The organism is Parabacteroides goldsteinii (genome assembly GCF_020091425.1).
Classification (GTDB): Bacteria; Bacteroidota; Bacteroidia; order Bacteroidales; family Tannerellaceae; genus Parabacteroides; species Parabacteroides goldsteinii.
In genome coordinates, this window is the sequence record NZ_CP081906.1 from 3,810,416 (window position 1) to 3,829,521 (window position 19,106).

Sequence of the window (19,106 nt, forward strand, 5' to 3'; positions counted from 1 at the left end):
GATCAGAAGCGATATCCCCAACCAAATGCAATTACAGAAGAATTGTCTTTACCAAAGACATATTTATATTCGACGTTAAGAAAGTTGCGCGGGTTAAGATTATAAGTCAATCCACCTCCCACATTAAAACCGAAATTAGTAGAACTATGAGAATCTAAAGTAACTTCTCCATCTTCTCCTTTTACAGTTCGTTTACCCTGAAAATTATTCTGTAAGTTAAACCCCGCCAAAGGATAAAGCGACAAGTGATCTTCTTTCAGATTAAATACATAGTGAGCATTGACATCCACATCCAATCCTGTTGTTTTATCCTTTGGAAAAAAGAACATCAGATCCGGTGCCAAACGTACATGATCCGTCAAATTATAACGCCCTTGATCGCCCAACATTACTCGTTTAAAATCTGTCTGATAACCCAAATTTCCCAACAGTGAAAATTCTCCTTTTTGGGCAAATACACCAAGGGATGTTATCATCAAAAATGCTATAAAAAGAATCTTTTTCATTTGAATAGTTTTTTAATTACACGATTAAATACATCTAAAACAATACTAAAACACCTATTTTATTATTCAATTCGCCACAATTTTATTATTCAATACATTATTCAGAAAATAATATATTGTTTCAATAAATAATGTATGTTTATTAAAATAACAATGGCATTTTTTATTTTGTTTTATCTGGTAAGATTATAATTTCGTGTTCTAAGATTTTTTCAGATTCATTAGTAGTTGGTTTTTTACTAAAAAAAGACATAAACAAAAAAATAACCCTCTTTCACAAGAGGGCTATCCCTAGATTACATTATACCAATGGAAAAGTAGATAAATAAGAGTCATTCAATCTCCGGCCTGTCGCCGCCTGTTCCGGGATTTTGCTGTTCGCCTACATACACGGCTACCATGCGTGGCATAACATAGAAACCAAAACAATAACCTGCGGCTTCTTCCGGTACAGTAGCCTCGATGCGGTTATTCGTACGCGTAACCACAGTCAAGTCTGTCACTTTGTGTTCGTCCGATTCTTTATCGGTTGTCCCATAAACAACTTGTACCGATCCATTACCTCCAAGTTGTGAGCCTTCCAATACGACCTTGTCATCTTTCTGGATGGCAAATGTATGATCACCTGTACTTCGCACAACTCCTGCCACCGTAACCAGCGAAGCTATAGCCAGCAGCCGACTCGCTCTGGGTCAGAAACACCGGTGCACTTTGCAGATTAGCACTCATAAAACGATTGAAATCAGACACATCCTTACTTCTTCTTCCTTTACGCTTCTTTTCGAAGCTTTCCTTAAGCAATCCGTGAAACGCCCTATACATCGCGACGATATTAGGGAATTTAATACGTTGGTTCACTTGGAGAGCAGTTTTGGGATTCGTCATTTTTTGAATACGTCCCATCATTACCTGCTTTCCTTCCAGGATGCGGTAAGTCAAATTGCCAGCCGATCCGCTAATCTTTGTCATGATCCATTACCGAGTGCCATAACAGTAAAATTAAGAGATCTGGAGTCTCGCCTACTTGTCAGGTTGCACTCTATTTTAAGAACCAGAGAAGGCGGAAAAAAGTTTGAGCTACTGAATAACCCAAAATTGTGTTCACGCAAAACCGGTTAAACAAACATAATTATTCTTACCTGTTTTAACATAGAAAAACCCCATCTTACCTCCGTTGAACCTCCGTTAAAGGTCCGTTTACCCCCACTCCCTATAATCGGAGGTAAAAGAGAGGTAATTCTTTAACAACTGGGCCGTTTTCCGACAGTTTATGTTAATACGATTTCAACACGATTTTTTTCGCAGTTGTTATAAGAAGTGAAGAGGCGGTATGCAATGATAAAAACATTCAAAATAGTTATAACTGTACATCATTATTAAATCATTAAAAAGTTGTTAATTTCATATTTTTACCTCGAACTATTTTTTTATACGAAGTGTTTTTAATATGTGAGTCAGACACGGTACCAATACTGATAATTCACTTTATAGTTCTTTTCATATTAACGTACAAAAAATTCATTCACATGTATTTTATATGGTATATTCTTATCGGAATCTTAGCCGGTTTTATTGCCGGAAAGATCATGAGAGGAGGAGGATTCGGTATCCTCATTAATTTGTTGGTTGGTATTATCGGCGGTCTGTTGGGAGGCTGGGTATTCGGTCTGCTGGGCATTGCAACTGCCGGTATTATGGGTAGTCTGATCACTTCGGTTATCGGAGCAGTCTTGTTATTGTGGATCGTTTCATTGTTCAAAGACCCACATAAAACAGATATTTAATCTATTATTTATTCATCTTTTAAAACTATTAAATTTATGGAAGCAAATCGTTCAAAATTTTGGATGGGCCTGGGTTTAGGTTCAATCATCGGTGTAATAGCATACCGTTTTAGTTGTTCTTCAAAAGGAAAAGAATTAAAAGAAAAAGCATCTCACTACCTTCATCAAATAGGAAGCAAATCTGAAGATGTTATTGATTCCGCAAAAGAGAAAGTAATGAATGCGGGAACAAAAGTAGCAGACAAAGTATCCAACGACACTTTCAAGGTCGCTGAAAAAGCAGATGAAATCAAAAATAAAGTGCATAACTTTGCCGATAACGCAAAAAAATAATTCCTATTTTTGAAATAAAAAAGTATCTAAAATACATTAAACAACACCTATCAATATTGATTCAAAATCCTATTTATTCATAGTTGATTCTCCCTATTCATAAAAGGTTATATCAACTAAAATAAACTACTTCTTATTTTTTTATTAGATGTATATCTTCTAATATTTATATGTATAATTAAAACTTTTGAATTATGTTTTATCATGTAAAAGATTTGCAATACAATGCTCGTGTTTCCGCTCCGGATCCACGTTTCGCCCGTGTCCTCCTTGAAGCATTCGGAGGGGCCAACGGAGAGTTAAAATCGGCAATGCAATATTTCGTACAGGCTTTTAGTTGCCATAATCCTCACCCCGACAAATATGATATGTTGATGGACATTGCAACAGAAGAACTGGGACATCTCGAAATTGTCGGTGCAACCATCCAAATGCTCCTCGGACCGGTAAACGGCAAAATGAAAGATGTGGCAGAAAACATGGAAATCAATAAGATGATGGACGGCAAAGCTGCCAAAGAAAATTTCATTCATCAAGCTTTCACCAATCCGCAATTTCTAGTCTCCTCTCCTGGCAGCCCAACACTGACAGACAGTAATGGCAACCCGTGGTGCGCTACCTATGTATCCGCTAATGCGGATCTTACAGTAGATCTTCGCTCCAATATGGCAGGAGAATGCCGTGCAAAAATAGGATACGAAAACCTCATCCCGCTAACGGATGACCCCTATGTGAAAGAAACACTCATGTTTCTTATGACACGCGAGGTAACCCATTTTCAACAATTCGAAGCAGCATTGGAGACAATTCAACCCAACTTTCCTCCCGGAGTGTTTCAAACCTCCCCCAAATACAGTAATTTGTATTTCAACCTGTCCAAAGGTAAAGATGCTCGTGGACCATGGAATGAAGGCGAAAGTACACGTTTAAAGGAAGAATGGCAATACATAGACGATTCCTTGCAAGAAGTAAGAAGTACAAATGGACTCGTCGACCGTAAACCTAAAGGTACACACCGCACGGAGAAAGAGGTACAACAAATGGACAAGAAACTAGCGAAGGAGCGTAGCAAAGAGGTTCTTTCATCCTTGCCCGAAGGAGCCATGAGTTGGTGTAGTTATCAAGATAAATAAAGGTAACAGGAAAGATGCTGTTACCCAATATATATTTATTCATTTAAAAAGTTACCGTATTATGAACAAGAAGAATGAAAAAAAACAGGTAGAAACAAAAGGGACAAAAAAAGAAACCCAAACAAAAGAAGGCAAGTGTTCAACTTCTGAAAAAAAATCAGCAAAGAAGTAACCGTAATACCACTTGCAGGTAATTAAAATTATTCCCGGCGAAGTTTTTCTTATTTCGCCGGGAAAACTATCCATAAATGATGTATTTCCACAATCAAGAAGAGAGCCGAAAACGAGACTCGAACTCGTGACCTATTCATTACGAATGAATTGCTCTACCAACTGAGCTATTTCGGCAACTTTATATATTACTTTTGCTACTTGTTTTTCAATCCGGGCACAAAGGTAAAAAGTCTAATCGACATCTGAAAGAAGTTTGGCTAAAAAATCATCTAAATCTGCATCTAAATCTTTCAACAGCGGATCATCTGCCCGTAATACTTCATCATCGAGGAAGAGAAGTTCCTCTATTACAACAAAATCCTCATCCGTCAGACTGACAGAGAAAGGTTTCATGATATGGGGACTTTCAAAAACAGTTTTCGCAACTAAAAGAGTCAGCACAGATTTTACGGTGTTGGCTACCTGTTTATTGAATTGCTCTTCTTCACAAGGACAACCTACCCAATCAAAAACGATAACCTTATCCAGTAACCGTTCATCTTCATCATAGATTTGCAGTTCTCCGCTTTCAGCATCCGCCTGAACATATAAATCGCTGTAATAGCCGTTAGAATCTTCAGCTGTCAGCTTACCGATAGCAGAAGTAAATGTTGTCTCCAGGACAGACTGAATCTTTGCATTATTTGCACTCATAACTCTCTTTTTATTCTTTTTTCGAATCGTCTGTCAAAAGTAATAATAATTCGGAGAATATATGATATTATTCACCAAATTGCATGTTAAGTTTTTTATCGGAACGGATACGGTTGCGCAACACTTCCACATAAAGTGCTAACAGTTTAGTATTCTTGCCGTCCTCGCCTTCGCTTTTCTTAAATAATTCGTACGATTTATTTGCCCATTCATAGGCCTCGTCCAGGTTGGTCTTCATTTCATTACCCAACGCCAGATTGGAAGCAGCTTTGGCTTTGGCTTTCGGACTGCTTGATTTTTCATAGAGATGCATCCAGTGTTCAGCAGCCTTATCCCATTTTTCTGATTGCGCATAGGCAGAAGCCTCTTTCCAACGGGATCCCATAGCATTATAATACCAGCGCGTTTCGCTATTCCAGTGAGGTACAAAATTAGGACTGGCCTTCGCTCCAATGTATTCGGCAGAAGCACGTAAAGCATTCTCGGATGAAGGTAAATATCTGTCGAGAAGGATCAGATTCGGTGCGTCTTCCATAAAGAAAAGGCTGTCAGCCACATAGACAGTAGCTAAGGGATTCGGCCTGTTGGGAAGATAACCACGCACAACACCGGACATTTTCACCTGGATCTCTCCTTCCACATAACCCTCAGCAAAAGCCACCACATTTTTCTTGGACTCAAACAACATCCGGTCCAGGGAAATCACAGCATCCGATCCGGTTTCGTCACATAATGCCTGTACCTGATCCTGAGTCAATTTTTTATCCTCGTAATAAACATCATCTTTGCGGACTGCATCGTGATAGAGAAGAACGTCATTAAAATAGGACATATCTGCCATCGACCTGCCCAAGCCGCGACATACGTCAAACAGAGCACTGTCGGCTTTCACCTTACAAGTATCCACCTTGTCACCAAACAGACTGAACTCACACCCGACATCATCCGGCTGAGGTACAGCGTTATTCACAACAAGAATCTTTCCTACACTTTTCGGAAATGTTATTTCGGCAGGGTTGTAAGTATCAATACCCACATAGCTAACAGAACTACAGGATGCCAATAAGCAAACACTCAATAAACAATACGCAACTCTCATCACTTTTCACTATTAGAAGGAGGCGCAAAAGATTGCGCCTCTAATTATACAATATCACTCACCGCCTTGAAATAGCCGATCGATTCAGCTATACCCAGGAAAGGATCTTTCATATCCTTTTCATATTCAAGGCTGCACATTCCGGTATAGTTCACCTCGCGCATCATTTTCATCAGCGCAGGGAAATCAATCTTTCCACGACCGATTTCTATACCGACACCTGCTTTCGACGAATCCGTCACGTCCTTGATATGCATATCAAACACACGGGTATGATATTTTTTCAGGTCGGTAACCGGGTTACATCCGTTACGCAGGTCATGACCGATATCCAGACACATTCCGATACGCGGATCCAGGTCTTTCGTATGTTCCCATACATCTGTTGCATCCGGATATGTTTTAATATCGGGTCCATGCAAATGGATCGCATAGTGGAAGTCATACTCTTTCACTTTCTTATCCACATAAGGAAGCAATTCATAATTGGGTACGCCCACAATCAACTTCACCCCTACGCGTTTCGCATACTCGAAACCACGGTCTATCTCCGCTTCACTCTTCATATATATAGGACCAACGGCATAGCCGGTAACATTATGAGTAGCACATTTCTCATGAAATGCCTTGATCTGTTCTTCGTTACTATCCAGCGGCAGATGGAAATCCTTAATGCAAAGATAATGAATATCGAGTCTCTGCAATGTCTTCAGAGTAGTATCCAAATCAAAATTAACAAATGTATAACCAGCCATCCCCAAACGCCAAGGGTTTATTGACTTCGCCGCCTTTGGAATGATCCGGTCCGGCAAACCGGCTTTTACTACGCCTGCCGATCCTAACAATAATGCACCGGCAAGTCCTTGTCTAAAAAATTTTCTTCTAGAATTCTCCATGGTATAATTATGTAAATAATATGTTACGGCTTTTTCAATGGCAACACAACCGTAAAAACAGAGCCTTCACCAAACACGGAAGAGACACTGATCGTCCCGCCCATTTGCGTAATAAGACCTTTACAAATTGCTAACCCCAGTCCTACCCCTTTACTCCAGTCATTCAGTTGAACGAAGCGGCTGAATATCTGCTCCAGTTTATCTTCAGGAATACCTTCACCCGAATCTTCCACCGAGAAGATAACATCAGTCTCCGTCACCTCATAACCAAACCGGATAAAACCTTTTTCCGTATGCTTAATCGCATTGGTCAGCAAGTTAGTAAGAATTTGCGTAAGACGGTTACGATCGGTATAAAAAAGTTGTGGCGGGCACTCATTTAATTCCAATTTAACGTTCTCCGGCATCCTGAGTTGTATTACATTATATATCTCTTTCATCAGGACAGGCAAATTATGATCGGCATAACTGAGCGTCATAGTATTGGATTCAATCTTGGAAATATCAAGGACATCCGTGATCAGACGCTGAAGCAATTCATTATTACTTTGGATAATATCGGCATATTCCTGGCGGGTTTCCAAAATCATCCTCATCTACCAATACCTGCGAAAAACCGACAATAGCATTCAACGGAGTACGTATTTCGTGATTCATGTTCGCCAGGAAAGCAGACTTCATCCGGTCGGCCTCTTCCGCCTTCTCTTTTGCCAACTTCAATTGTTGACCATACCGATGGCGGCTATACGATATATATCCCAACAGACAACACAGAATTAACAGGAAAGCGGCCCCGCCTCCCATCTGCAACAGATGAGAATGAGCCTGCTCTACTTCCAGATCCATCTGCCTGTTTTTCAACTCCAACTTATCCACCTCATGTTGTGTTTTCATTTCCGCCAGCTCCTGATAGAAACGAACCTGGGACAAGGAGTCATTCAAAAAGGCATATTCTTTATAAGCCAACGAGGCAGCCCTATCCCTTCCGCTTTCAAATAAAACGTCTGCCTTATCCTGCAACATTTCAAGATACCCCTGCATCGTCCTCCGCTCACGCCAGACAGGTAATAAAGAATCATAAACAGCCAAGGCTCTGTTATACTGCTTACTTTGTTTATAATATGCCCCGTAAATAGTCTGCAATTCACTTGAATAACTATACATCTCATGCTCCCGGATATATTCTTCCGCTTTCTTTAAATGTTTCAGAGCTTCCGGGAGTTTATCTTCTGCGATATACAGTATTGCATAATGACGATGCACCACATATTCCAAATAATAGAGGGGGTTTTCATTATCCAGCCATTCGATTCCTTTCTCTTTACAAATCTTGATATACTCTTCCAACCGATGGGTATACTTCATTTTCTTCTCCAGATTCGTAGATTTATTCATCAACTGCCGGATAATATTGACACGCTTGATTAGCGGAGCATTTCTCATCTCCATACTGTTTATAACCTCCTCATACAAAGCTACACCTTCCTCTTCCAGGTTATTAGATAAATAAAAATCAGCTAAGGCCTGATTCGCCATCTCCATTCCTTCCGGGAATTTCAACGTTACGGCTTCCTCTTTCAAACAGGTGACATATTTCAGCGCCTCTTCATTCTTCTTACTACGAGTCAACACATAAATATACCAGGCTTTCATCCTGAAATATTTAACCAGCCTGTTCTGTTCCAAAAATAAAGGCAACGCTTTTTGCATCCAGAAATACAGACTGTCGGGATTCTTTGAATAATAATACCGCACATAACAGAACATCGCATTCGCCTCCTGATAGCTATTTTTCTGGCGTCGTGCCTCTTCCAGCAAACGAGTTGTATACATAAAGCCAACCTGTTGCTGGACATGTTCCCGAGCTAAAGTATAAAGAGTGTCGAGCGACAACGTTTCTTTATTCTTTTCAGCGGCGTTTAATGTTTCCGGGGTACAATATCCCCAAAGAAAACAAAAACTGATAAACAGTATTCCCCTTAATACCCTCATTTCTTACAAACCTTGCATATAGATCAAGGCCTGCAAGTTAGCAAAAATTAAATAGATTATACCTTTTTAATAAAAGATAAAAATAAAAAGTCCCATATTTGTCTGATTCAGAACAAATATGGGACCTATAACAGGATAAAAATAGCTTTTTACTTCTTCAGAGCGGCAATACTTTCTTCGATCGACTTGATCTTACTTTCGGCATCCGCCTGTTTCTTACGTTCCATTTCGATCACTTTAGCCGGAGCTTTGCTTACAAAACTTTCGTTACTTAGCTTCTTCTGTACGGAAGCAAGGAAACCCTGCTGGTATTTCAGTTCTTCAGCCAGTTTTGCCAATTCTTCTTCCACATTGATCATATTACCCAGAGGAACAGCATATTCTGTTGTACGAACCAGGAAAGAAACAGCACCGGCCGCTTTATCGTCAGTCTTTGTAATTTCAGACAGGTTACACATCTTGGCAATAACCGGATTGAAAACATCATTATGATCGCCTAAAACCTGTAAAGCCAATGTATCCTTGTTCGGAATATTTTTCTGCAAACGAATAGTACGAACACCACTAACAATTTCTTTCACTACATCAAAAGCATCCAGATAGGCATTATCGACCGGAGCCACTTCCGGCATCAAAGCCACCATCAAACTTTCATCTTCTTTGCGCGGTTCCAATGCCTGCCACAATTCTTCCGTAATGAACGGCATGAACGGGTGAAGCAAACGAAGCAAGGCGTCGAAGAAACCAAGAGTCGCATCATAAGTCGCCTTGTCGATCGGCAGCTGATAACCCGGCTTGATCATTTCCAGATACCAGGAAGAAAATTCGTCCCAGAACAATTTATAGATCATCATCATTGCCTCACTCAGACGGTATTTGCTGAACAGGTCGTCCACTTCGGCAATCGTCTTGTCCAACTGCATCTTAAACCACTTAACAGCAGTTGCCGATGCTTCCGGCTGTGCGATCGTATCGTCTACCGTCCAACCTTTGATCAGACGAAAGGCATTCCATATCTTATTATTAAAATTACGTCCCTGTTCGCACAATGCCTCATCGAAAGGAATATCGTTTCCGGCAGGTGCAGCCATCATCAGCCCCATACGGACACCATCGGCTCCATACTGTTCGATCAGCAGCAACGGATCGGGAGAGTTTCCCAATGACTTGGACATCTTACGTCCCAGCTTGTCGCGAACGATACCGGTAAAGTACACATTCTTGAACGGCATATCTTTACGGTACTCATAACCGGCCATGATCATACGGGCAACCCAGAAGAAGATGATATCCGGTCCTGTCACCAGGTCGCTGGTCGGATAGTAGTAATTGATTTCTTCGTTATCCGGATTATTGATACCGTCGAACAAAGAGATCGGCCACAACCAGGAAGAGAACCAGGTATCCAGACAGTCGTCGTCCTGACGCAGGTCGGCCATAGTCAATGCCGGATTCTTCTCTTTTGCCAGTTCCAATGCTTTTTCTGCTGTCTCAGCTACTACATAGCCACCTTCCGGCAGATAATAAGCCGGGATGCGGTGTCCCCACCATAACTGGCGGCTGATACACCAGTCCTTGATGTTTTCCATCCAGTGACGGTACGTATTCTTGAACTTAGGCGGATAGAATTTAAGTTCGTCATTCATAACCGGTTCCAAAGCGATCTGCGCCAGATGCTCCATCTTCAGGAACCACTGCATAGACAACTTCGGTTCGATAGGAACGTTTGTACGTTCAGAATAACCGACCTTGTTTTCGTAGGCTTCCACTTTTTCCAGCAGGCCGGCTGCTTCCAGGTCTTTCTCGATCTGTTCACGAACATCGAAACGATCCATACCGATATATAAACCGGCTGCTTCGCTCAATGTACCGTTATCGTTGAAAATATCGATGGATGGCAAGTTGTATTTCTCACCCAGCATATAGTCATTTACATCATGCGCCGGAGTTACCTTCAGACAACCTGTACCGAATTCGATATCTACATAATCGTCTTCGATAACCGGAATCACGCGGTTTACCAGCGGAACGATCACCTTCTTACCTCTCAAATGCTGGTTCTTCGGGTCGTTCGGATTGATACACATGGCAGTATCGCCCATGATCGTTTCCGGACGGGTGGTTGCAACAACAGCGTAACCGTCTTCGCCTTCGATCTTATAACGAAGATAATATAATTTACTATGTTCTTCCTTATAAATTACTTCTTCATCGGAAAGAGCAGTCAGAGCTTTCGGATCCCAGTTTACCATACGTACACCGCGATAGATCAGTCCCTTTTCAAACAGGTCTACGAATACTTTCAATACGCTTTCCGAACGTTTTTCGTCCATCGTGAAAGCCGTACGGTCCCAATCACAGGATGCACCCAGTTTGCGCAACTGTTTCAGGATAATACCTCCGTGTTCTTCTTTCCATTCCCAGGCATGTTTCAAAAATTCGTCACGGGTCAGGTCTGTTTTCTTGATTCCCTGCTGAGCCAGTCTGTTTACAACCTTTGCTTCAGTAGCGATAGAAGCATGGTCGGTGCCCGGCACCCAGCAAGCATTCTTTCCAAGCATGCGGGCACGGCGGATCAGGATATCCTGAATGGTATTGTTAAGCATGTGCCCCATGTGAAGTACGCCGGTGACGTTAGGGGGCGGAATGACGATTGTGTACGGCTCACGGCCATCTGGTTTCGACTTGAAGAAGCCGTTATCCAACCAATACTGATACCACTTTCCCTCTACTTCGGCAGGGTTGTACTTACTTGCAATTTCCATATTGTTTTGTTCTAATTATATCCTTATTAAATACAGGCCAGTCAGCCTGTTATTTTTGAGTTGCAAAGGTACAAAAAATATTATCATATAATATGTTCCATTTATAAAATCAGGATACAAACAATTGTAACTTTTCTGCTAATAATACAATTTATCAGCCAACAATACGTATATTTGCCATACATATAAAACATATAACTATGAAGTACTTAAATCCTAGAGCAGACCTTACGTTTAAACGTATTTTTGGCGAACATCCCGACTTGGTGATCAGTTTATTGAATGCCTTGTTGCCGTTAAAAGCGGGCGAAGAGATCACTGAGATCGAATACCTGCCTTCCGAGTTGGTGCCCGACAATCCTTTACGTAAATTCAGTATTGTAGATGTCCGTTGCCGTGATATGCAAGGACGTCATTTTTTGGTAGAGATGCAGATGTTATGGTCTCCCGAGTTTCGCCAACGTGTACTTTTCAATGCTTCCAAAGCTTATGTCCGCCAACTGGATACCGGAGAAGGCTATGGACTGTTGCAGCCGGTTTATTCGCTCAACCTGGTGAATGAAGTTTTTGAGCCTGAACTGCAAGGCTATTATCATCATTATGCCATGGTGCATGTAGAGCATACGGATCGTATTATCGAAGGCTTGCAATTAATCTTTGTCGAGCTGCCCAAATTCACGCCTCATACCTATGCCGAGAAACGTATGCATATCCTCTGGCTCCGTTTCCTGACAGAGATAAACGAGACGACCCGTACCATCCCTGAAGAGCTACTCGAAGCGCCGGAAATCAAAAAAGCCCTGACGGTTCTGGAAGAATCGGCTTTTACCGATGCGGAACTGGCCGGTTATGAACATTTCTGGGATGGCATCAGCGTAGAAAAAACCCTCTACAATAGCGCTATACGCAGAGGACTAGTTGAAGGGAAAGCTGAAGGACTGGCTGAAGGGAAAGCTGAGGGATTAGCTGAAGGCAAAGCCAAAGAACAACGTCTGATAGCAGCCAATTTAAAAAAACAGGGAATCGATATCGAAACGATTGCCCAATGTACCGGCCTGTCTGTTGAAGAAATCGACAAACTGTAGTTTATTCGTATGATGAACGTCGTTGGTAGGGGCGGTTCGCGAACCGCCCTTACGGTGTCGTTGTTTTCGAAACCATTCCACCATCCGTATTCCATTTATTAAAAGCAATCAGGGATAGAGGTGGTGTCACCAGGCCATGCGATCGTCGGGAGGTTATTCAATTTCCGGGCGGTCGCTGGGGTCGGGAGTATCGGGAGAGTCGGGAGATTCGGTGCCGCCCCATTCTTCCCAGAAGATATCGTTGGAGATGAGGGAACGGGTAGCCACCTTCCGGCCACTGGTACGAGTCGTTTCAGGGATAAACCGGACACGCGTGCCGATGATATGAGAGGCTTTTACCTTTTCCCGCGAATCGACACCCTGTTTGGTGGCAACGGCGGTTAAGTAAAAGGTGCCCAGCCCGTCCAGTTTGACGGTACGGCCCTGCGCCATGAAGTCGCCCAATACACCGCCGAGGCATTTCAGGACGGCGAAGGTGTCGGCTGGGCTGACGGTTGATATTTCGGCCAGCCGAGCCGACACCTGGTTGGTGTTGACGGGCTTGCCCACTGTAACGGACTTCGGATACCAAAGCCCGTTAATTTTCTGTTGAACTCTCTTAAAAAACGCCATAATTTATATTGTGTTTATATACGAATATTCCTTATAAAGAGGTTCCCTATTCAGTGACGGACCGAATGTGATTCAGTGACGGACTGAATAGGGTTCAGTGACGGATCGAATACAGTTCAACAACGGGCTGAAAAGTATCCTTTCAGCTTAGTTTCATTTTCGAGCGATCGAATAAGAATAGTCATCTTTATTCGAATAATCACGTACAATCACATGATTAGAGTCTACATAATCATAGTCACTATTTATCACTATTTCATGGAGTGTATTCCCATCAAATTTAGTGTAAAGAGTAGCAATTGTTTCTCCTGCACTATTTTTTACTTCCATTTTAAACCAGGGGTCAGAAGCAAACGCTTTACCCGAAAGATAGAATGTGTGAGAAGTAGAAATTTCTGCATGAAGAATAACTGTTTCAGGATCATTTTTATTTGACCAATCTGCTTTGTCCTCATCGAAAGCATTCACTGTGATCGGCGAACCGGTCTGATTGATAATAGTAAACTTGTAATCCATAATACTTAAATATTTAAAAGGTTTGACATATGTTCCTTGGCAAAGCCTCAGAAACTTGTACAAATGTTTATTTTTCTTCCGAACAATTCTTCCCAGATTACAATTTGAGAACTCTTTTTTCTAAAAAAAATAAGAGCTTGATAAGAATACCTTTATCCGGGAAAAATATGATAAGAATAGCTATGTCGGTTATCGGACAGATTCGGTTTCAGGGTTATTTCCTTATTAACCGGAACCTTACCGACAGATGAACAGCATTCGTTCATTGAGGTATCGCTCTGCCTTCTATCAGACTTTCATACTGCCCCCAGAACTCATCTTTCTTATACAGATTTACATATAACGTCGGCACGTATATTTTATTAAGATTATTCAGGTCCTCGCCTAAAGAATAGTTGGAAGCAGCAGCCTGTGGTGGAGCACTATTCCAACAACTTATAGACGCCAAGGGAGTGCAGCCTGAAAAGACATTATTTCCAATGGTTCTCAAATACTTAGGCAATTCAATCTCCTCTAAAGAAGTGCAGCCTGAAAAAGCACCAGTACCGATCGTATAACATTTCTCCGGTAGCTTCACGGTGGTCAGATTTGTTTTTCCAGAGAAGTAATTATCGGGAATAGCATCCCCCTCCAAGGTCGCATCTTCCAGATCTATCCCCACTAGTGGTAACTTTTGGATTTCATTCATATGCTCAGATGTCAATCTTCCACTGACTTTCAGATAATTCGCCTGATCGCGGTATTTTTCCAACATGGATGACAGGTTATTGGCATTGCAATAGAGAAACTCGGAAGCTACCAAGAAGAAGGTATACTCGGATGTTTCTTCAATTTTGTTTTTAACTGTAACAATCACTTTACACTCGGCCTTATCCGGGTCTGATTGGCAATCGTCTTTACTTGGGGCTTTGATAGTACGGCTGGAGTTAGGTTCTTCTTGTAGACCCCAAGAATTATTCGAACGGTTCACACTTATTACCAAGGAACCTTCTGATAGGTCAGAGAAGGAAACATTTAAGGTTCCTTCGAATTTCACTGACCGTATTTCTCCTCTAGGTATTATCAGGCCTTTTCCGTCTTTCACAACCAGCGACAGTGTTACATCATAGCGTGGAACCTTTATCTTATCTCCATTCACGTCAAATATGACATAGTCATAGTTGGAATCATCTGTTATTTTAATAGAAGACGAGCCAGTTCCGGGATCGCCGGTGTTACCTTTATCGCCTTTATCACCTTTGTCACCTTTATCACCTTTATCACCGGACACTTTATTCCATGTCTTTCCATTATCAACCGAGAGGTAGAAGGCATCGTCCTGCCAGGAGCCGGCAACGGAATCGACTTTTAACTGACGGCCTGTTTTCAGTTGCGGTGTCGGGGCCGAAGTGCCGTTGGTGCCATTGGTTCCGTTAGTGCCATTGGTTCCGTTGATTCCGTTGGCTCGAATAGGTGCACCGGAGGCATCGGTCATCAGGGAGCCGTTCAGCGTCCAATACCAGTTACCGTCATTTCCTTTTTTCAGGCTGATGAGCGGAGTGTCGCCTTTATCCCCCTTATCGCCTTTCTGACCATTCAACAGGGTGATGGTACCGCTCTTTTTAAAAGTAATAGTATATCCCTTTTGGGTTTCGCCCTCCATAACGGGAACGACAGAAAGAATATAGTCGCTCTCATCGGTTATTGCCTTCAAAAGAGCGATTTCTTCACTGGCTTGTTTCTGCCATGTTTCTAAATTAATAAGACGCTCTTCCAGGTTTTTGACAGCATCCCAAATGGCGTCATCATCATACTTGCAGCCGAACAGTGATAGAACTGCAATGGCAATCAGAAGTAGGTTCTTTGTTTTCATCTCTTGTACATTATTTAATTATGAATTGGAACAAATATCTGTTTTCCATCCGAACCATTATTCCCAAATTACAATTTGAGAACTCTTTTTTACCATGAAAAATAAGCAATTGATAGGAATACCTCTATCCGGAAGAATAATGATAAGAATACCTATGCCGGTTACCGGACGCTGTTTTTGCGGAAGAGTGCAGGGGAAAGGCCGGTTTCGGTTTTGAATAGACGGTAGAATGTTTGCTGGCTCCTGAAACCGGCAGAGAAAGCAATGTCGAGGATGGTCGCACGGTCGGCAGGATCGGACAGCCGTTCGATCACTTCACGCAGGCGGAAGTCGTTAATATACTGGTTGAAATTTTGGTTCTGGATAAGATTGATTACTTTCGAAAGGGTATTGCGGTGTACATCGAGCCGGGTTGCCATCGAGTCGAGCGTCAGGTCGGGATCGCGGTAAAGGTGTTCCTCTTCCAGTAAAACATGCACCCGGTGCATCAACAGACGGTCGTCGTCGGCAATAGACAAGGGTAACTCCCCTTCCGTCTGCTTCCGGGCCCATTCGCGGCTACGCTCTACCAGGATACGGTAAGCGCTCCGTTTCTGCCGGTAGAACATCCATAATACAAGCAATCCGGCAGCAAGCAACACACAGCCGGCCGTAATCCATCCCAGCAACCGGCGCTGCACGGCGATCCGGTGGGCAGCCGTCTCCTCCTGCTGTGCCGCCACCTCCTGTTCCGCCCGGAGCAATACCTGTGCATTGAACCGTTCTTCCCGCCGGTGACGGACAACGGTTGACGAATCGAGGTAAGCCTGAAACAACGGCATATTGCCCTTCTCCGCATAATATTTATACATCAACGGATACAACCGAAGATACACGGAATTGTCGGCTCCGGCCTTTCCTTTATGCAGGTAGACAAAGGCCGAGTCGATCATGGCTTTTACCTGCACCGGGTCTTTCTTTACCTGATACACTTCGCCCAGTCCGGTGAAGATCGTGGCGGCCAGGGTATGGTAACCCTCCTTGCAAGCAAAGTCGGCGGCATAGCGGTAATAATCGGCCGCGTTATCGTACGATCCTCTCAAATACAGGTTATAGCCCAGTTCGACCAGGGCCAGATGATCGTAATAGGGACGGAATTTGATCATATCGCGGCTGGTTATAATGGAACGGAAATAGTAATCGGACGAGTCGAGCTGCTGTTCCGTACGGAAATAGTTGCCCAATTCCACACGGGCGCGGATATTGGAACGGTCGAAAAAGAAACGGGTCGTATCGACCAGCGCTTCACGAAGGTAAGAGAGCGCACGGGGATAATCACGGAAATCCATATAGGCCCGTCCCAAATGGAAAAACATTTCCCGCCGCTCGGTATATTGCCGGTCGGTCAGTTTATTGAGTTCCTCTACAACGCGGGGGGCGAAAGCAAAGGCATAGGCATAATGCCCGGTGCGATAGTTGGATATAAAATCGAAGTTCATCGCCCGTATTCGGGATACGGCATCGCCTTCTTTTCCGGCCCGCACGGCTACCTCCCTGACAATCCGGTTACAGACCTGCAAAAGGCTGTCTTCATAATAATCGAGTACCGAAACTTTCATCAGGTCTGCTTCATTAGCCAGCGCTTTGCTCTTATAGCGGCGGGCGGCATCACGCATACGCTCCACTTCTTTTTCTGCTTCTTCCAGGCTCATATAGGAGACATAATCATGGTAATAATAGTATAATTCGTCCGGCAAAGCGGCATATCCTTCGGTGGCATACCTATAAAACAATGTATCGGCATTAAACAGGTATTTGCTCCGGTCTTCCTCGCTCTTTTCGCGAACCTGATACAGGTGGTGCATCGGGTTGTCGTACATATGCAACAACAATGTGTCGGGAACAGCGGCAAAAGCTGTAGCTCCGAATATGAAAAACAGAAGATAAAACAAGGTTCTTCGGGACATTGTCGTTAATATTAATAATAGTGTATATTTAACCGAGTTCTGAGAGAACTTGGTCACAACAGATTCTTTTTGCCGGGATATCAGGAAGTTTGGTACACTTTATAGGGTCATTTAAACCAAGACAACGTTAAAAAACAAGTTCTTTTTGATTAATAAAGTAAAGATATTAACAAATTGTTTCTATTTTTACCGGATAAACACCACAGTTCTCTCAGGACTGTGTTATTCAAGCATTCTTCAAACATGCAGTAAGACACATGTTCTTTTAGTTATATCTATCGGTATATGAGAAATTACGGAGCAAAAACAACGGGGACAAACACCTTAGCCGTATCCACCTGCCAGTCCGGTCCTTTTTCAATCAGGCGGAGGGCTTCCTTATCAGCCGATTCGCACAGGCTTCGTTTAACTTTCAAATCGACAGGGCGTCCTTTTTCATTGATATGGAATTCAACAACGACTGTTCCGCTCACTCCTTTGCAAAGAGAATCCTGCGGATGGATAAGTTCCTTTTTCAGATATTCGCGATAAGCTTCTTCGCCGATTACCGGCTGAGGTATATGCCGGGGCATCGAACGGGCTAAGGCCGTAGCTGCTACGGGAGCTTCCTCTTCCGCAACTATATCGGCTACAGCGACATCTTCACAAGGTGCGGAATAAACTGCTACCTGGGCTACAGAGGCTTCTGCAACAACAGGAGCCGGTGGCTGAGGGGTGCCTTCAGAGACCTTCGCTTTGGCCTCCCCTGCTCCCGAAGCGCTTTCATGTTCTTGCATAGAATCGGCTGCAATACCCGCCAACGGTGCTTGTTGCAACGGAGCCGCCTGTTCCTCCATAACAACCGCCAGCGGTGACTGTGCCGGCATACCAAATTGTCTGTTCAGCCAGAAATAACTACCGAAACCTAAACAAATCAACAGGCTGGCGGCAATACTCCATTTCGTTATGCTGTTGCGGTGCGAACGGGTACGGCGGGAAATACGGCGGCGCATCTCTTCAATACTTTCCACATGATTGCCCTCGACGGCCTGGTAACCGTCGAGCGCATCCGAAAGGAAAGGGTCTTTCATCGCTTCCTTTTCCAGGCGATGGGCTTCCTTGCCTTTTCGTGAACCTTGTATGTATTGCATCAGACTTTTCATTGCGCCATTCTCTTTTCTATGCAACTTTTCAGATTGCGTTTGCCATTCTGAATATAACTTTTTACACTCTTCAGCTGATATCCGGTCTGTTTCATGATATCAGCATACGACATTTCTTCCATAAAGAAAGAGAGAATACAACGTTGCTGCGGTTCGGGCAGTTTCTCCATGCAATGCTTGAGGGCTGCCGTACGGGCATCGTCGCTTGTTTCTTCCTTATCTAATAGATGCAAAATATCGTACGTTTCCACAAATTGTTGGTCAAAATCAGTTGCTATCTCCAGATTTTCTTTCCGGAGCAACTGGAAACAATGGTTCTTCGCGACACTGTAAATCCAGGTTCTGAACTCCCGTATCTCGTAACGTGACAGTTTAGGCAACAGGTCTTCAAACAATTGCATCACGGCATCCTGTGCCTTGACCTCTTCCTGCAAATATTTCAGACACAAACCGTAAATCAACGGGATATAGCGGTTATACAATTCACCGAAATAATCGCTTTTCCCGGTTTCCTTATATAATCGCACCAGATCACTGTCGGAATAACTCGATATGTTACGTCTGAAAAATAGCAATTT

At 42.9% G+C, this 19,106-nt stretch carries 19 protein-coding genes and 1 tRNA gene; 4 read left to right on the forward strand and 16 right to left on the reverse strand.

From position 1 onward, the window contains the following. Positions 1-2: 2 nt before the first annotated feature. The 3 genes from K6V26_RS16765 to K6V26_RS16775 all read right to left on the reverse strand — a co-directional run bounded on the left by K6V26_RS16765 (position 3) and on the right by K6V26_RS16775 (position 1,475). Positions 3-506 carry an outer membrane protein gene (locus K6V26_RS16765; RefSeq protein WP_224263360.1) on the reverse strand — a complete coding sequence of 168 codons (504 nt, stop codon included), beginning with the start codon at positions 504-506 and terminating at the stop codon, positions 3-5. Between the two features lie 332 nt (positions 507-838). Beyond that, the gene (locus K6V26_RS16770) at positions 839-1,144 is read right to left on the reverse strand and encodes a hypothetical protein (RefSeq protein WP_129699234.1); all 306 of its coding nucleotides are present in this window, start codon (positions 1,142-1,144) and stop codon (positions 839-841) included. Continuing rightward, positions 1,128-1,475, reverse strand: a complete 348-nt coding sequence (locus K6V26_RS16775; protein WP_122327107.1) for a DUF6266 family protein — start codon at positions 1,473-1,475, stop codon at positions 1,128-1,130. The genes K6V26_RS16770 and K6V26_RS16775 overlap by 17 nt, the downstream gene beginning before the upstream one ends. A gap of 557 nt (positions 1,476-2,032) precedes the next feature. Here K6V26_RS16775 and K6V26_RS16780 point away from each other — a divergent pair. The 3 genes from K6V26_RS16780 to K6V26_RS16790 all read left to right on the forward strand — a co-directional run bounded on the left by K6V26_RS16780 (position 2,033) and on the right by K6V26_RS16790 (position 3,756). Continuing rightward, a complete protein-coding gene (locus K6V26_RS16780; RefSeq protein ID WP_224263361.1) occupies positions 2,033-2,290 on the forward strand; it encodes a GlsB/YeaQ/YmgE family stress response membrane protein in 258 nt (85 codons plus the stop codon). 36 nt (positions 2,291-2,326) lie between these two features. Further along, the gene (locus K6V26_RS16785; protein ID WP_224263362.1) at positions 2,327-2,623 is read left to right on the forward strand and encodes a YtxH domain-containing protein; all 297 of its coding nucleotides are present in this window, start codon (positions 2,327-2,329) and stop codon (positions 2,621-2,623) included. Between the two features lie 194 nt (positions 2,624-2,817). Beyond that, entirely contained in the window at positions 2,818-3,756 is a 939-nt protein-coding gene (locus K6V26_RS16790) for a manganese catalase family protein (RefSeq protein WP_010802120.1), read from the forward strand. A gap of 275 nt (positions 3,757-4,031) precedes the next feature. On the opposite strand, the gene K6V26_RS16795 is transcribed toward K6V26_RS16790, so the two are convergent. The 7 genes from K6V26_RS16795 to K6V26_RS16825 all read right to left on the reverse strand — a co-directional run bounded on the left by K6V26_RS16795 (position 4,032) and on the right by K6V26_RS16825 (position 11,375). Continuing rightward, a tRNA-Thr gene (locus K6V26_RS16795) sits at positions 4,032-4,104 on the reverse strand. A gap of 57 nt (positions 4,105-4,161) precedes the next feature. Next, positions 4,162-4,623, reverse strand: a complete 462-nt coding sequence (locus K6V26_RS16800; RefSeq protein ID WP_046145244.1) for a hypothetical protein — start codon at positions 4,621-4,623, stop codon at positions 4,162-4,164. A 67-nt stretch (positions 4,624-4,690) separates the two neighbouring features. After that, a complete protein-coding gene (locus tag K6V26_RS16805; protein WP_007654585.1) occupies positions 4,691-5,722 on the reverse strand; it encodes a DUF6340 family protein in 1,032 nt (343 codons plus the stop codon). Between the two features lie 44 nt (positions 5,723-5,766). Further along, a complete protein-coding gene (locus K6V26_RS16810; protein ID WP_224263363.1) occupies positions 5,767-6,618 on the reverse strand; it encodes a sugar phosphate isomerase/epimerase family protein in 852 nt (283 codons plus the stop codon). A gap of 23 nt (positions 6,619-6,641) precedes the next feature. Next, positions 6,642-7,208, reverse strand: a complete 567-nt coding sequence (locus K6V26_RS16815; RefSeq protein ID WP_224263364.1) for a sensor histidine kinase — start codon at positions 7,206-7,208, stop codon at positions 6,642-6,644. Next, positions 7,162-8,610: a tetratricopeptide repeat-containing sensor histidine kinase gene (locus K6V26_RS16820; RefSeq protein ID WP_224263365.1), complete on the reverse strand. Its 1,449-nt coding sequence runs from the start codon at positions 8,608-8,610 to the stop codon at positions 7,162-7,164. The genes K6V26_RS16815 and K6V26_RS16820 overlap by 47 nt, the downstream gene beginning before the upstream one ends. Before the next feature lie 149 nt (positions 8,611-8,759). Continuing rightward, positions 8,760-11,375 carry a valine--tRNA ligase gene (locus tag K6V26_RS16825; protein WP_224263366.1) on the reverse strand — a complete coding sequence of 872 codons (2,616 nt, stop codon included), beginning with the start codon at positions 11,373-11,375 and terminating at the stop codon, positions 8,760-8,762. Between the two features lie 200 nt (positions 11,376-11,575). On the opposite strand from K6V26_RS16825, the gene K6V26_RS16830 reads away from it, so the two are divergent. Continuing rightward, complete coding sequence (locus tag K6V26_RS16830; protein ID WP_224263367.1) at positions 11,576-12,460, forward strand: Rpn family recombination-promoting nuclease/putative transposase; 885 nt, start codon at positions 11,576-11,578, stop codon at positions 12,458-12,460. 153 nt (positions 12,461-12,613) lie between these two features. On the opposite strand, the gene K6V26_RS16835 is transcribed toward K6V26_RS16830, so the two are convergent. From K6V26_RS16835 to K6V26_RS16860, 6 genes are all read right to left on the reverse strand, one after another. Continuing rightward, positions 12,614-13,072 carry an HU family DNA-binding protein gene (locus K6V26_RS16835; protein ID WP_224263368.1) on the reverse strand — a complete coding sequence of 153 codons (459 nt, stop codon included), beginning with the start codon at positions 13,070-13,072 and terminating at the stop codon, positions 12,614-12,616. Between the two features lie 153 nt (positions 13,073-13,225). Beyond that, the gene (locus K6V26_RS16840; protein ID WP_224263369.1) at positions 13,226-13,588 is read right to left on the reverse strand and encodes a hypothetical protein; all 363 of its coding nucleotides are present in this window, start codon (positions 13,586-13,588) and stop codon (positions 13,226-13,228) included. A 262-nt stretch (positions 13,589-13,850) separates the two neighbouring features. After that, the gene (locus K6V26_RS16845; protein ID WP_224263370.1) at positions 13,851-15,440 is read right to left on the reverse strand and encodes a leucine-rich repeat protein; all 1,590 of its coding nucleotides are present in this window, start codon (positions 15,438-15,440) and stop codon (positions 13,851-13,853) included. Between the two features lie 161 nt (positions 15,441-15,601). Beyond that, positions 15,602-17,386 (reverse strand): helix-turn-helix transcriptional regulator, encoded by a 1,785-nt coding sequence (locus K6V26_RS16850; RefSeq protein WP_224263371.1) that lies wholly within the window; start codon positions 17,384-17,386, stop codon positions 15,602-15,604. A gap of 293 nt (positions 17,387-17,679) precedes the next feature. Beyond that, positions 17,680-18,528 carry a TonB family protein gene (locus tag K6V26_RS16855; RefSeq protein WP_224263372.1) on the reverse strand — a complete coding sequence of 283 codons (849 nt, stop codon included), beginning with the start codon at positions 18,526-18,528 and terminating at the stop codon, positions 17,680-17,682. Continuing rightward, positions 18,525-19,103, reverse strand: coding sequence for an RNA polymerase sigma factor (locus tag K6V26_RS16860; RefSeq protein ID WP_224263373.1), 579 nt, complete (start codon positions 19,101-19,103; stop codon positions 18,525-18,527). Before K6V26_RS16860 ends, K6V26_RS16855 begins: the two co-directional genes overlap by 4 nt. Positions 19,104-19,106: the final 3 nt, after the last annotated feature.